The organism is Citrobacter sp. Cf118 (assembly GCF_030334095.1).
Taxonomy (GTDB): Bacteria; Pseudomonadota; Gammaproteobacteria; order Enterobacterales; family Enterobacteriaceae; genus Citrobacter; species Citrobacter freundii.
The window spans coordinates 149,463-163,006 of sequence record NZ_JAOWES010000084.1 but is presented as its reverse complement, the minus strand read 5'-3'; the positions used below and the strand labels follow the sequence as shown (position 1 = coordinate 163,006).

Annotated in this window: 14 protein-coding genes; 1 reads left to right on the top strand and 13 read right to left on the bottom strand. The window is 53.4% G+C overall.

Translation table 11 applies throughout. The features are described from left to right. Positions 1-72: 72 nt before the first annotated feature. The 10 genes from OGX67_RS13060 to cysD form a co-directional block, all read right to left on the bottom strand. Positions 73-699, bottom strand: coding sequence for a protein-L-isoaspartate(D-aspartate) O-methyltransferase (locus OGX67_RS13060; RefSeq protein WP_003034172.1), 627 nt, complete (start codon positions 697-699; stop codon positions 73-75). Then, complete coding sequence (gene surE, locus OGX67_RS13055) at positions 693-1,454, bottom strand: 5'/3'-nucleotidase SurE (protein ID WP_003825728.1); 762 nt, start codon at positions 1,452-1,454, stop codon at positions 693-695. The genes OGX67_RS13060 and surE overlap by 7 nt, the downstream gene beginning before the upstream one ends. Continuing rightward, entirely contained in the window at positions 1,435-2,484 is a 1,050-nt protein-coding gene (truD, locus tag OGX67_RS13050) for a tRNA pseudouridine(13) synthase TruD (protein WP_016150904.1), read from the bottom strand. Before truD ends, surE begins: the two co-directional genes overlap by 20 nt. Then, positions 2,481-2,960: a 2-C-methyl-D-erythritol 2,4-cyclodiphosphate synthase gene (gene ispF, locus OGX67_RS13045; protein WP_003034167.1), complete on the bottom strand. Its 480-nt coding sequence runs from the start codon at positions 2,958-2,960 to the stop codon at positions 2,481-2,483. The genes truD and ispF overlap by 4 nt, the downstream gene beginning before the upstream one ends. 55 nt (positions 2,961-3,015) lie before the next feature. Continuing rightward, complete coding sequence (ispD, locus tag OGX67_RS13040) at positions 3,016-3,711, bottom strand: 2-C-methyl-D-erythritol 4-phosphate cytidylyltransferase (protein WP_003840328.1); 696 nt, start codon at positions 3,709-3,711, stop codon at positions 3,016-3,018. 18 nt (positions 3,712-3,729) lie between these two features. Next, positions 3,730-4,041 carry a cell division protein FtsB gene (ftsB, locus tag OGX67_RS13035; RefSeq protein WP_003034163.1) on the bottom strand — a complete coding sequence of 104 codons (312 nt, stop codon included), beginning with the start codon at positions 4,039-4,041 and terminating at the stop codon, positions 3,730-3,732. Between the two features lie 215 nt (positions 4,042-4,256). Beyond that, the gene (locus tag OGX67_RS13030) at positions 4,257-4,580 is read right to left on the bottom strand and encodes a DUF3561 family protein (RefSeq protein WP_003034160.1); all 324 of its coding nucleotides are present in this window, start codon (positions 4,578-4,580) and stop codon (positions 4,257-4,259) included. Between the two features lie 47 nt (positions 4,581-4,627). Continuing rightward, the gene (cysC, locus tag OGX67_RS13025; protein ID WP_003034157.1) at positions 4,628-5,233 is read right to left on the bottom strand and encodes an adenylyl-sulfate kinase; all 606 of its coding nucleotides are present in this window, start codon (positions 5,231-5,233) and stop codon (positions 4,628-4,630) included. After that, positions 5,233-6,660: a sulfate adenylyltransferase subunit CysN gene (cysN, locus tag OGX67_RS13020; RefSeq protein ID WP_268045154.1), complete on the bottom strand. Its 1,428-nt coding sequence runs from the start codon at positions 6,658-6,660 to the stop codon at positions 5,233-5,235. Before cysN ends, cysC begins: the two co-directional genes overlap by 1 nt. A 9-nt stretch (positions 6,661-6,669) precedes the next feature. Next, positions 6,670-7,578 carry a sulfate adenylyltransferase subunit CysD gene (gene cysD / locus OGX67_RS13015; RefSeq protein WP_257651618.1) on the bottom strand — a complete coding sequence of 303 codons (909 nt, stop codon included), beginning with the start codon at positions 7,576-7,578 and terminating at the stop codon, positions 6,670-6,672. A gap of 254 nt (positions 7,579-7,832) precedes the next feature. Here cysD and OGX67_RS13010 point away from each other — a divergent pair, with 254 nt between their 5' ends. After that, a complete protein-coding gene (locus tag OGX67_RS13010) occupies positions 7,833-8,876 on the top strand; it encodes an aminopeptidase (RefSeq protein WP_032938348.1) in 1,044 nt (347 codons plus the stop codon). Between the two features lie 44 nt (positions 8,877-8,920). On the opposite strand, the gene cysH is transcribed toward OGX67_RS13010, so the two are convergent. The 3 genes from cysH to cysJ all read right to left on the bottom strand — a co-directional run bounded on the left by cysH (position 8,921) and on the right by cysJ (position 13,250). Continuing rightward, complete coding sequence (gene cysH / locus OGX67_RS13005) at positions 8,921-9,655, bottom strand: phosphoadenosine phosphosulfate reductase (RefSeq protein WP_003846550.1); 735 nt, start codon at positions 9,653-9,655, stop codon at positions 8,921-8,923. 83 nt (positions 9,656-9,738) lie between these two features. Then, complete coding sequence (gene cysI / locus OGX67_RS13000; RefSeq protein ID WP_003034148.1) at positions 9,739-11,451, bottom strand: assimilatory sulfite reductase (NADPH) hemoprotein subunit; 1,713 nt, start codon at positions 11,449-11,451, stop codon at positions 9,739-9,741. After that, entirely contained in the window at positions 11,451-13,250 is a 1,800-nt protein-coding gene (cysJ, locus tag OGX67_RS12995) for an NADPH-dependent assimilatory sulfite reductase flavoprotein subunit (RefSeq protein ID WP_071696818.1), read from the bottom strand. The genes cysI and cysJ overlap by 1 nt, the downstream gene beginning before the upstream one ends. Positions 13,251-13,544 lie beyond the last annotated feature (294 nt).

Genomic DNA, 13,544 nt, shown 5'->3' with positions numbered 1-13,544 from the left:
TGGAAACGTGACCACGATACGCTTACTAATTCCAGAATATCCAGGAAAACTCCAGGTATTCAGAGCCTGTATCTACGCAAGCTCCCCTTTTACTAAGGGAACGAAGCGTACGGCCTCCACGGTATCGATAATAAATTCGCCTCCCCGACGACGCACCCGTTTCAGAAACTGGTGCTCGTCACCCACGGGTAAGACGAGAATGCCGCCTTCATCCAACTGCATCATCAATGCGGTTGGGATCTCAGGCGGCGCTGCCGTAACAATGATAGCGTCAAACGGGGCTCGCGCTTGCCAGCCTTGCCATCCATCACCATGACGGGTAGAAACATTATGTAAATCAAGCTGTTTAAGTCGACGACGCGCCTGCCACTGCAAACCTTTAATGCGCTCAACAGAGCACACATGGTGCACCAGGTGCGCCAGAATCGCCGTTTGGTAGCCAGAGCCGGTACCAATTTCCAGCACCCGGGACTGTGGCGTTAACTCCAGCAGCTCGGTCATCCGTGCAACCATATAGGGCTGCGAAATCGTCTGCCCCTGACCAATCGGCAGGGCAATATTGTCCCAGGCCTTATGTTCAAACGCCTCATCAATGAATTTTTCACGCGGCACGGCGGCAAGTGCATCGAGAACAAGCTCATCTCTGATGCCCTGCGCACGTAATTGTTCAAGAAGAGTGTGTACGCGTCTGCTTACCATTGCGTGTCGGCTCCCACGCTGTCTAACCAGTCAGAAACAACTTCATGCGCGCCGTATGCGGTTAAATCGACATGCAGCGGCGTGATGGAAACATAGCCTTCATCGACGGCGGCAAAATCAGTATCCGGTCCGGCGTCGCACTTTTCGCCCGGTGGCCCGATCCAGTACAGCGTATTACCGCGCGGGTCCTGCTGTGGTATCACCTGATCCGCAGGATGGCGACTACCGCAGCGGGTGACGCGAATACCTTTAATCTGATCCAGCGGTAAATCCGGCACGTTGATATTCAAAATGCGCCCGGTGCGCAGCGGTTCACGACTCAGCGCCCGTAAGATACGGCAGGTTACTGCGGCAGCAGTATCGTAGTGTTTATGCCCATCAAGTGAGACAGCCAGCGCAGGGAAGCCCAGGTGACGACCTTCCATCGCCGCCGCAACGGTACCGGAATAGATAACATCATCGCCGAGATTAGGACCTGCGTTAATACCAGACACGACAATGTCCGGACGCGGACGCATTAATGCGTTAACGCCCAGATAGACGCAATCGGTAGGTGTACCCATTTGTACGGCGATATCACCGTTATCATAGGTGAACGTGCGAAGTGAGGATTCCAGCGTCAGCGAGTTGGACGCGCCACTGCGGTTACGATCCGGGGCAACCACCTGTACGTCAGCAAACTCACGCAGCGCTTTCGCCAGCGTTTGTATACCGGGTGCGTGAACCCCATCATCGTTACTCAGCAATATACGCATAATCACCCATTGTGTTAATAAGTTCCCTTACAACACTGGTGGCGAAGCTACCTGCCGGTAGCCAGAAACGTAACTCAACGGTTACGTCATCCCACCAGTTCCAGCTTAATTGTTGTGGATACAGCAACATAGCGCGACGCGACGCGTCGACTTTCTCGCGCAATAACAGAGACTGCAGCGCGGTTTCATCAGCAACAGCGGCTTCTTCAAACGCCAGCGCGTCGCGTTGAGTTCCCCACTCACCGCTGCCCGGTAATGCCGCTGTAATCATCAATTCTTTCTCATCGACGCGACGCTGTAATTCAGTTTGTTCTTCCTGTGCGGCGACAAACCAGCTTCCGCGCCCCGATAATTGTAGCGCATCGCCGTCAACAACTTGATTAAAGTCTGTTTTTTTCAGGCGTTCACTGACTATCTGATTAAACAACGCGCTACGGGCCGCCGACAACCAAAAACTGCGTTTATTGCGATCGCGCACCGGCGCATCGCTTTGCGCCCAGCGCAGCGCCCCTTGCAGGTTGCTGCCGCCGATACCAAAACGCTGAGCGCCAAAATAGTTCGGAACGCCGCGCTCGTTAATTGCCTGCAAACGCGCTTCAACATCATTTCGCTCGCTCACTTCACGCAGCACCAGCGTAAATTCGTTGCCTTTCAGCGCCCCTAAACGCAGCTTACGCTTGTGGCGTGCGTACTCCAGCACTTTACAGCCTTCAAGCTCAAATTTGCTTAAATCAGGCATCGCATTGCCCGGCACACGCGCACACAGCCACTGTTCCGTGACCGCATGCTTGTCTTTCTGACCAGCAAAGCTCACTTCGCGGGCATGAATTTTCAGGAATTTCGCCAGCGCGTCAGCCACAAAACGGGTGTTACAACCGTTTTTCAGGATACGCACCAAAATGTGCTCGCCTTCGCCATCGGGTTCGAAGCCTAAATCTTCGACGACGACAAAGTCTTCCGGATTCGCTTTCAGAACGCCATGGCCTTGTGGTTTGCCATGGAGATACGTCAGATCTTCAAACGCAGTCATTTCGTTGCCTTAATGAGTAACGCCACCGCTTCACAGGCAATCCCTTCCCCACGCCCGGTAAAACCGAGTTTTTCCGTGGTGGTCGCTTTCACGTTAACATCATCCATATGGCAGCCGAGGTCTTCGGCAATAAACACTCGCATTTGTGGAATGTGCGGCAGCATCTTCGGCGCCTGGGCAATAATTGTCACATCCACATTACCAAGCGTATAGCCTTTGGCCTGAATACGCCGCCAGGCTTCACGCAATAATTCACGACTATCTGCACCTTTAAAGGCTGGGTCGGTGTCCGGGAATAGCTTACCGATATCCCCCAGCGCAGCCGCGCCCAGCAGAGCATCGGTTAACGCGTGTAACGCCACGTCACCATCAGAATGCGCCAGCAATCCTTTTTCATACGGGATGCGCACACCACCAATGATAATTGGGCCAACTCCTCCAAAAGCGTGTACGTCGAAACCGTGTCCAATTCGCATTATGCCTTCTCCTGATATACACAGCGTCCTCCAGGCAGCCTGAAGGATGATGTATCTAGATAGTTCGGGTCAGATAAAATTCCGCCAGCGCCAGATCTTCCGGGCGGGTGACTTTGATGTTGTCAGCACGCCCTTCGACCAGTTGCGGATGAAAGCCGCAATATTCCAGCGCCGAAGCTTCGTCTGTAATAGTTGCACCTTCGTTGAGTGCACGCGTCAGGCAATCGTGCAATAACTCGCGCGGGAAAAACTGCGGCGTCAACGCATGCCATAAATCGGTACGATCGACCGTATGGGCGATGTCTGTTCGCCCCGGCTCCGCGCGCTTCATTGTGTCGCGTACCGGTGCGGCAAGGATCCCGCCGGTACGGCTGGACTCGCTGATTGCCAGCAAACGGGCCAAATCATCCTGGTGCAGGCACGGACGCGCGGCGTCATGCACCAGCACCCAACGGGCCTCCCCTGCGGCTTGCAAACCGGCAAGGACAGAATCGGCACGCTCGTTGCCGCCATCCACCACCGTAATTTGCGGGTGCGCAGCAAGTGGAAGTTGGGCAAAGCGACTGTCGCCTGGGCTGATAGCGATGACGACTCGCGTCACCCGGGGATGAGCCAGCAGCGCATCAACCGAGTGTTCAAGAATGGTTTTATTGCCAATAGAGAGGTACTGCTTAGGACACTCTGTTTGCATTCGGCGGCCAAACCCGGCAGCCGGCACCACGGCGCAAACGTCCAATAAAGTGGCTGCCATGTTAAATCCCTGGACGGTTTATCGATTGTTTTGCCCTGCAGTCTGAGCGCGTTTAGACGCGTCAGGCACCAGACGATAAAAAGTTTCGCCCGGCTTAGTCATACTGAGTTCGTTGCGCGCACGCTCCTCAATAGCTTCTTGTCCGCCATTGAGATCGTCAATTTCGGCAAAGAGCTGATCGTTACGCGCTTTAAGTTTCGCGTTTGTAGCTTGCTGCGCAGCAACATCATCGTTGACGCGACTATAGTCATGTATGCCGTTCTTACCGAACCACAGCGAATACTGCAGCCAGACTAATAAAGCCAGCAACAGCAGCGTTAGTTTACCCATCCTGCCCCCTGAAAAACGGCATTAATATCCCATAACTTCCGCAGACAACTTTACATCAACGGTCGGGAATGCCGCGACAACGCGGGCAAATGTACCACATTTGCCCGTTGTTACGTATACCCCGTGTAAGGAGAACACAATCTCATTGTTGGTTACGGTTTGAATTATGACCAGAGAGTGAACAACGTCGGCGATTGTTAAAAAAAAGCGTTTGCCTAACCCAATAACCATAAAAATAGTGCGCCAAACATCGCCCCAACCACCAGCAGGGTACAGGTAATGCTCAGCAGCAACCTCCCCTTCAATAGCGAGTGCAAGGCAATACCCGCGACAATCGCCACGGGCAGCAACGCGAGGAAAAAGGGCCAGGTATAAATGAAGAAAAACAGTGTATTAGGGCCATACATCAGACACGGGAATCCCAGCGCCAACAACCATGCGATAAAACCGACCACGGCCCCCGGTAGTGACCAGGTGGTTTCGTCGTCGGCGGCGAAGGTATCTGACTCTGTAATTGTAATGTTATGGCTGTTACGCATATCTAATCCTGTGACCGTGACTGACCGGGCATGTGAGCTCGGGTGTCTCAGGATCTGATAATATCTTCCTGCCTCAGCAGGTCTAATAATTGGGGTACCAAATTTGTTACCAATTGTTCACCATCAAGATGAATCTCTGGCGATTCAGGCGCTTCGTATACCGAATCAATTCCGGTGAAATTGCGTAACTCACCCGCCCGCGCTTTTTTATACAGCCCTTTTGGATCGCGTGCTTCACACGTTGCTAATGGCGTATCGACAAAAACTTCAATAAAACGCCCTTCGCCAACTCGCTCACGAACCATTTTGCGCTCAGCGCGATGCGGTGAGATAAAGGCGGTCAACACCACAAGCCCCGCATCCACCATCAGGTTAGCCACTTCACCAACCCGGCGAATATTCTCCTTACGATCGGCATCACTAAATCCAAGATCGCTGCACAAGCCGTGACGCACGTTATCGCCATCCAAGAGATAAGTACTCACCCCCAGCTTATGCAACGCTTCTTCAAGCGCCCCTGCTACCGTGGATTTACCGGAGCCTGACAGCCCGGTAAACCACAGTACAACACCACGATGACCGTGGCGTTGTTCCCGCTGTTGCGGTGTAACAGGATGGGCATGCCAGACGACGTTTTCGTCATGCAGCGCCATTATTTTCCTCCCAGCAGATCGCGCGCACCCCAGTGTGGGAAGTGGCGACGCACCAGTGCATTAAGCTCCAGCTCAAACGCGCTGAACTGAGAAGCGGTGGCGAGCTCCTGGACGATTGGCTCACGCACCAGTCCCGCGCCAACGGTAACGTTGGTCAGACGGTCAATAATTATCAGCCCGCCCGTCACCGGGTTCTGCTGATAGGTATCCAGCACCAGCGGCTCATCAAAAGTCAGATTAACCAGACCGATGCCGTTCAGCGGTAGCGCTTCAACGTCACGTTGGGTCAGGTTGTTTATATCGACCTGATATTGCACGCTATCTACGCGTGCGCGGGTCTTCTTACCTGCGACTTTGATGTCGTAGCTTTGTCCAGGCGACAGCGGTTGTTCCGCCATCCAAACCACATCAATGGCTGCGCTTTGTACCGCCGGCAACGCCTCACCGGCATCAAGTAACAGGTCGCCCCGGCTGATATCGATCTCATCTTTCAGCACCAGGGTGATCGCTTCACCTGCATGCGCTTCCTGTAAATCGCCATCAAAGGTCACGATCCGCGCTACGCTGGACTCAACGCCGGACGGCAGCACTTTGACGCGCTGCCCGACCTTCACGCTACCGGAGGCCAGCGTTCCGGCATAACCACGAAAATCCAGATTCGGTCGGTTCACATACTGCACCGGGAAGCGCATCGGCTGAGTATCAATACTGCGCTGGATCTCAACGGTTTCCAGCACTTCCAGCAGCGTCGGACCGCTGTACCACGGCATACTGGCGCTTTGCGAAGCCACGTTATCGCCTTCCAGCGCAGAGAGCGGCACAAACCGGATATCCAGGTTGCCCGGCAGTTGTTCAGCAAAAGTAAGATAGTCTTCGCAAATGCGGTTAAATGTCTCTTCGCTAAAGTCCACCAGATCCATTTTGTTGATCGCCACCACCAGGTGTTTGATCCCAAGCAGCGTGGAGATAAAGCTGTGACGACGAGTCTGATCCAGCACACCTTTACGCGCATCGATCAATAGGATTGCCAGGTCGCAGGTCGACGCACCGGTCGCCATGTTACGGGTGTACTGTTCATGCCCGGGTGTGTCCGCAATAATAAATTTACGCTTCTCGGTAGAGAAATAACGGTAAGCCACGTCGATGGTGATGCCCTGCTCGCGCTCGGCCTGCAAGCCGTCAACCAATAACGCCAGATCAAGCTTTTCGCCCTGAGTGCCGTGACGTTTACTGTCATTGTGCAGCGATGAAAGCTGGTCTTCATAAATCTGACGCGTGTCATGCAGCAGGCGACCAATCAGGGTGCTTTTCCCGTCATCCACGCTACCGCAGGTTAAAAAGCGCAGCAGACTTTTGTGCTGCTGGGCAACCATCCAGGCTTCAACGCCGCCTTCATTAGCAATTTGTTGTGCAAGTGTCGTGTTCATGGCGGCTCCTTAGAAATACCCCTGACGTTTCTTCAGCTCCATGGAGCCCGCCTGGTCGCGGTCAATCACGCGGCCCTGACGTTCACTGGTAGTTGAGACCAGCATCTCTTCGATAATTTCCGGCAGCGTCTGCGCATTCGACTCCACCGCGCCTGTCAGTGGCCAGCAACCGAGCGTACGGAAACGTACCATGCGTTTTTTAATCACTTCCCCGGGTTGCAGATCGATTCTGTCGTCATCAATCATCATCAACATGCCGTCGCGTTCAAGCACCGGACGCTCCGCCGCCAGGTACAGTGGCACGATGTCGATGTTTTCCAGCCAGATGTACTGCCAGATATCCTGTTCGGTCCAGTTGGAGAGCGGGAAGACGCGAATACTTTCGCCTTTGTTAATTTGTCCGTTGTAGTTGTGCCACAGCTCCGGGCGCTGATTTTTAGGATCCCAGCGATGAAAACGATCGCGGAAAGAGTAAATACGCTCTTTGGCACGCGATTTCTCTTCGTCACGACGAGCACCGCCAAACGCGGCATCAAAACCGTATTTATTGAGCGCCTGCTTCAGCCCTTCGGTTTTCATAATGTCGGTATGCTTGGCGCTGCCGTGGATGAACGGGTTGATGCCCATCGCCACCCCTTCCGGGTTTTTATGCACCAGCAGTTCGCAGCCGTAGGCTTTCGCCGTACGGTCACGAAACTCGTACATTTCGCTGAATTTCCAGCCGGTATCAACGTGCAGTAATGGGAACGGCAGCGTGCCAGGATAAAACGCTTTACGCGCCAGATGCAGCATTACGCTGGAATCTTTGCCGATGGAATACATCATCACCGGATTAGAAAACTCGGCGGCCACCTCACGAATGATATGGATGCTTTCCGCTTCCAGTTGCCGCAGGTGGGTAAGTCGTTTTTGATCCATAACCGTTCCTATGTAATGCCGTTATTTTGCTAACGATGCTCAGATAACCTGACTATAGGGAGGGCAAGAGGGCGAATGAAATTACGAATTGGAATGAGTAGTTCCTCAAAGGAATAACGATCCGGAAAAGCAAATATCAAAAAGTGCTTAAGCTACCGGATTTCGGGCATTTAGGAGCAAATGAAATTGTTTTACCTCGATCACAGTTTCATACTAGCGGCTGAAAATTTCTGCTTGGTATTTAAGGACTCATTATGTTTTCCGCAACGCGCCACCTTATTGCTGCCATGGCGCTCGGCGCGTGTTTTATCCTTCCTGCACAGGCAACATCCTCCAAACCTGGCGATATCGCAAATACCCAGGCTCGATATATCGCAACGTTTTTCCCGGGCCGCGTGACGGGATCTCCGGCTGAAATGTTATCTGCTGATTATATACGTCAGCAATTTCAGCAGATGGGCTACAGCAGTGATATTCGGACGTTTAATAGCCGTTATGTTTATACCGCCAAAGATAACCGAAAAAACTGGCATAACGTAACGGGAAGCACCGTTATTGCAGCACATGAAGGCAAAGCGCCGCAGCAGATTATTATTATGGCGCACCTCGACACCTACGCCGCACAAAGCGATGCCGATTCAGATGCCAATCTGGGTGGATTAACCCTGCAAGGGATCGACGACAACGCTGCAGGTGTTGGCGTGATGCTGGAACTAGCGGAAAAACTCAAAGACGTGCCGACGCAGTACGGCATCCGATTTATCGCCACCAGCGGCGAGGAAGAAGGCAAACTGGGCGCGGAGAACATCCTGAAGCGAATGAGCGCCGCCGAGAAGAAAAACACGCTGCTGGTTATCAACCTCGATAACCTGATTGTCGGTGATAAGCTCTATTTCAACAGCGGTAAGAAAACCCCGGAAGCGGTGCGAAAACTGACGCGCGACCGGGCACTGGCTATCGCGCATAGTCGCGGCATTGTAGCCAGCACCAATCCAGGCCTGAACAAAGACTATCCGAAGGGTACAGGATGTTGTAACGATGCGGAGGTCTTCGACGACGCGGGTATTGCTGTGCTCTCCGTTGAAGCGACCAACTGGAACCTGGGCAAGAAAGATGGCTACCAACAGCGCGCCAAAAGCGCCTCGTTCCCGTCTGGCAACAGCTGGCATGATGTGCGACTGGATAACCAGCAGCATATCGATAAAGCCTTACCGGGCCGGATAGAGCGCCGTAGCCGCGACGTGGTACGCATTATGCTGCCGCTGGTAAAAGAACTGGCGAAAGCAGGTAAATCCTGAAGAAGAAGCCCGGTAATAAATAAACGTTACCGGGCTTTTAACAGTTAGCCTTCGTGCAGCCCGCACTCTCTTTTCAGCCCAAAGAACCGCGTCTCTTCTTCCGCCATTCCCGGCTCCCATTTGCGGGTGGTATGGGTATCGCCGACTGACAGATAGCCCTGATCCCACAGTGGATGGTACTTCAGACCATGCTTTTGCAGATACTGGTAAACCGTACGGTTGTCCCAGTCGATGATCGGCAGAACTTTAAACACACCACGCTGAATAGCCAGCACCGGTAAATGCGCACGACTGCCCGATTGCTCACGGCGCAGACCGGCAAACCAGGTCTGCGCTTTCAGCTCCTGCAATGCCCGGTTCATCGGCTCGACTTTGTTGATGTCATTGTATTTTTCAATGCCCTCAACGCCCTGCTCCCACAGTTTGCCATAGCGCGCTTCCTGCCAGGCCGCACTTTCCTTCGCCCGGTAGACTTGCAGATTAAGCTTGAGCTTGTCCGTTAACTCGTCAATAAACTGGTAGGTTTCCGGGAACAGATAACCGGTATCGGTGAGGATCACCGGGATATCCGGGCGAACCTGATTTACCAGGTGCAGGCTCACTGCCGCCTGAATACCAAAACTTGATGACAGTACATATTCGCCAGGCAGGTTTTCCAGCGCCCACGCCACGCGATCCTCGGCGCTCAATTTTTCCAGTTGGTCGTTGGTTTGCGCCAACGCCATAACGCGTTCAACTTTCGGCAGTTCGTTCAACGCGTTGAGATCGAGTTTGGACATAAGTTCCTCACTGTTTGCCTTGCCTGATGGCGCTGCGCTTATCAGGTCTACCGATTCAGCAGACCCGATAAGTCAATTTCACATTATTCCCAGAAATCCCGGGCAGGATCGAGCACCGGGCGAATAATGCCCGCACGCACCGTAAAGTCACCGAAGCCTTCACCCGCTTCGCGCTCTTTCGCCCAGCGCCCAATCAGTTCATCCAGCGATGCCAGAATTTCCGGCTCGGTGATGTTCTCTTTAAACATCCGGGGAATGCGAGTTCCAATACGGTTGCCCCCTAAATGGAGGTTGTAACGTCCGGGCGCTTTCCCCACCAGACCAACTTCCGCCAGCATCGCGCGGCCGCAACCGTTCGGGCAGCCAGTCACACGCATGACAATATTTTCATCACTCAGGCTGTGCTTCGCCATCAGCGTGTCGATGTTGTCGATAAACGTTGGCAGGAAGCGCTCGGCCTCCGCCATCGCCAGCGGACAGGTTGGGAACGACACGCAGGCCATCGAGTTTTCACGCTGCGGAGTGACCGCATTCATTAAGCCACTCTTCTGCGCAATCTTCTCGATCTTCGCCTTTTCACTCTCAGGAACACCTGCAATGATCAGGTTCTGGTTCGCGGTAATACGGAACTCACCTTTGTGGATCTTCGCGATCTCAAGCAGACCGGTTTTCAACGGACGGCCCGGATAATCCAGGATACGACCGTTTTCAATAAACAGCGTCAGATGCCATTTATTGTCGATCCCTTTCACCCAGCCGATACGATCGCCGCGACCGGTGAACTCGTACGGGCGGATAGGCTCAAACTTGATCCCCGCGCGGCGCTCAACTTCAGCTTTAAAGGTCTCAACGCCTACGCGTTCCAGCGTGTATTTGGTTTTGGCGTTTTTACGATCGGTACGGTTACCCCAGTCACGCTGAGTCGTCACCACCGCTTCCGCCACGGCCAGTGTATGCTCAAGCGGCAGATAACCAAATTCGCTTGCCGTCCGGGCGTAAGTTTTCTTATTGCCATGCTCAATGGACAAACCGCCGCCCACCAGCAGGTTAAAGCCCACCAGCTTGCCGTTTTCCGCAATCGCCACGAAGTTCATGTCATTGGCATGCAGATCGATGTCGTTCTGCGGTGGGATCACCACCGTGGTTTTAAACTTACGCGGCAGATATGTTTGACCGAGGATCGGCTCCTCGTCAGTGGTCGCAACTTTTTCCTGATCAAGCCAGATCTCTGCATAGGCGCGGGTGCGCGGCAGCAGATGTTCGGAGATCTTTTTCGCCCACTCGTAGGCTTCGGCGTGCAGCTCAGATTCATACGGGTTGGAGGTACACAGCACGTTACGGTTCATATCGTTGGCGGTCGCCAGTGCGTCCAGGCCGACGGAGTGCAGCATCTGGTGTACCGGTTTAACGTTCTTCTTCAGAATGCCGTGAAACTGGAAGGTCTGACGGTTGGTCAGACGAATGCTGCCGTAAATAGTGTTGTCATGGGCGAACTTGTCGATCGCCTGCCACTGTTTGGTGGTGATCACTCCACCCGGCAGACGACAGCGCAGCAGCATCGCGTGACGCGGCTCCAGCTTTTGCTCGGCACGTTCAGCGCGGATATCGCGGTCGTCCTGCTGGTACATACCGTGAAAACGGATCAGCAGGAAGTTGTCGCCTTTAAACCCGCCGGTCAGGCCGTCGTTTAAATCTTCGGCAATGGTACCACGCAGATAGTTGCTTTCCAGCTTCATACGCTCAGCGTCGGACAGTTTTCCTTCGACCACCAATGGTCCTGGATGTTTTTCGCTCATTAGTAGACATCTCGCTGATAACGGCGCTCAATGCGCAGCTCACTTAAAAATTCATCCGCCGCTTCGATATCCATACCACCGAATTCGGCAATCACTTCCAACAACGCCTGCTCAACGTCTTTCGCCATACGATTGGCATCGCCGCAGACATAAATGTGGGCACCGTCGTTAATCCAGCGCCACAGTTCCGCGCCCTGTTGGCGCAGTTTATCTTGTACGTAGACTTTTTCTTTTTGATCGCGGGACCAGGCGAGATCGATACGGCTCAGTACGCCCTCTTTGACGTAACGCTGCCATTCCACCTGATACAGGAAATCTTCGGTAAAGTGCGGGTTACCGAAAAACAGCCAGTTTTTGCCTTCGGCTCCATCAGCCGCACGCTGCTGCATGAAGGCACGGAACGGTGCAATTCCCGTACCCGGGCCAATCATAATTACCGGCGTCTGCGGGTTTGACGGCAGGCGGAAATTGTCGTTGTGTTCAATGAACACGCGAACTTCACCTTCTTCTTCCACGCGGTCGGCGAGGAAACTGGAAGCACCACCAGCACGGGCGCGACCTTCTATCTCATAACGCACCACGCCCACGGTGACGTGCACTTCGCTTTCCACTTCCGCCTGAGAAGAGGCAATGGAGTACAAACGCGGCGTCAACGGACGCAGAAGATCAACTAACGCCTGAGCATCCAATTGCGCCGGGGAAAAGCGCACCATATCGACGATGGGCGTGGTGGCGGCATAATGCTGCAACTGTGCTTTGTCACCCACTAACGGCAGCAATGTTTCGCTGCGGGTTAAGGTGGCATAGTTCTCCACGATATTGCCGGTATTCACCGTCAGCTCGAAATGCCACTGCAACGCTTCAGCGAGCGACAAGGTTTTGCCTTCAACCGTCACCGGCTCATCACCTTTCAGCCACAGCAGTTCAACCAGTTCTTTAACCAGATCCGGGTCATTCTGATACCAGACGCCCAATGCATCGCCCGGCTGATAACGCAGGCCGGAATCGCCTAAATCAATTTCAATATGGCGTACGTCTTTTTCAGAGTCACGGCCGGTAATTTTCTGATTCACCGCAAGCGACGCCGTCAGCGGCGCTTCTTTGGTGTACGGGCTGGTGTGTACTTCATTTACCGCACCGCTCGCAGCAACTTGCACAGACGGTACTGCAGGCGCACGTGCTTTCAGGACATCAATCAAACGGGCACGCCACTGCGCGGCGGCGGCCTGATATTCGACGTCGGCATCTACACGATCGAGCAGACGTTCACCGCCCAGCTCAGCCAGTTTCGCATCGAAGTCTTTTCCTGACTGACAGAAAAACTCATAGGAGGTGTCGCCAAGACCAAACACGGCAAAAGCGGTGTTATCGAGCTTTGGCGCTTTTTTCGAGAACAGGAATTTATGCAACGCCACGGCTTCTTCCGCCGGTTCACCTTCCCCTTGCGTCGACGCCACCACGATCAGCAGTTTTTCATTGGCGATTTGTTTGAATTTATAGTCGCCAGCGTTGATCAGAGTGACGTTGAGCTTCGCGGCGATCAGATCATCGCGCAGGGCTTCCGCCACACGACGCGCATTACCGGTTTGCGAGGCGGAGATAAGCGTAATGCCTGGCATTTCAGCGACAGGCGCAAGCGCCGCTGCATTGCTACCAGGCTGCTGATTCAGCACGCCCCAAAAATAGCCAGAAACCCACGCAAGCTGTGCGGGAGTGAAATCGGTCGTGGCTGCCTGAAGGCGTGCCAGTTGCTCCGGGTTTAGCGGTAGCAGAGCGGAAGGTGGGGCCTGTGTCGTCATGCGTTGTCATGTTCCAGTAAGCAAAGCGGATTTCAGCAATAAAACCCAAACTGAAGATAAGGTTAACGGCGGGGATAGTAACAATTAAAGAAGGGATAGAAATAACAAATAACCAAATGGACTAACCTGTTTTAGTTATAGTCATTAACGACAAAACCGATTTAATAACTATATGATATATAAATAGTTATCAAACATTAACAGCGTAAATATGACGTTCTGATGCTTAGCGCCCTTTTAACTAATGATAAAAATTGTGCTTTACGGTACCCTACGGCGGTTTTTCGCATTCTT

Coding starts and splice junctions, on each gene's coding strand:
- OGX67_RS13060 (WP_003034172.1), bottom strand. CDS start 699: ATGGTAAGCAGACGCGTACACACTCTTCTTGAACAATTACGTGCGCAG.
- surE (WP_003825728.1), bottom strand. CDS start 1,454: ATGCGTATATTGCTGAGTAACGATGATGGGGTTCACGCACCCGGTATA.
- truD (WP_016150904.1), bottom strand. CDS start 2,484: ATGACTGCGTTTGAAGATCTGACGTATCTCCATGGCAAACCACAAGGC.
- ispF (WP_003034167.1), bottom strand. CDS start 2,960: ATGCGAATTGGACACGGTTTCGACGTACACGCTTTTGGAGGAGTTGGC.
- ispD (WP_003840328.1), bottom strand. CDS start 3,711: ATGGCAGCCACTTTATTGGACGTTTGCGCCGTGGTGCCGGCTGCCGGG.
- ftsB (WP_003034163.1), bottom strand. CDS start 4,041: ATGGGTAAACTAACGCTGCTGTTGCTGGCTTTATTAGTCTGGCTGCAG.
- OGX67_RS13030 (WP_003034160.1), bottom strand. CDS start 4,580: ATGCGTAACAGCCATAACATTACAATTACAGAGTCAGATACCTTCGCC.
- cysC (WP_003034157.1), bottom strand. CDS start 5,233: ATGGCGCTGCATGACGAAAACGTCGTCTGGCATGCCCATCCTGTTACA.
- cysN (WP_268045154.1), bottom strand. CDS start 6,660: ATGAACACGACACTTGCACAACAAATTGCTAATGAAGGCGGCGTTGAA.
- cysD (WP_257651618.1), bottom strand. CDS start 7,578: ATGGATCAAAAACGACTTACCCACCTGCGGCAACTGGAAGCGGAAAGC.
- OGX67_RS13010 (WP_032938348.1), top strand. CDS start 7,833: ATGTTTTCCGCAACGCGCCACCTTATTGCTGCCATGGCGCTCGGCGCG.
- cysH (WP_003846550.1), bottom strand. CDS start 9,655: ATGTCCAAACTCGATCTCAACGCGTTGAACGAACTGCCGAAAGTTGAA.
- cysI (WP_003034148.1), bottom strand. CDS start 11,451: ATGAGCGAAAAACATCCAGGACCATTGGTGGTCGAAGGAAAACTGTCC.
- cysJ (WP_071696818.1), bottom strand. CDS start 13,250: ATGACGACACAGGCCCCACCTTCCGCTCTGCTACCGCTAAACCCGGAG.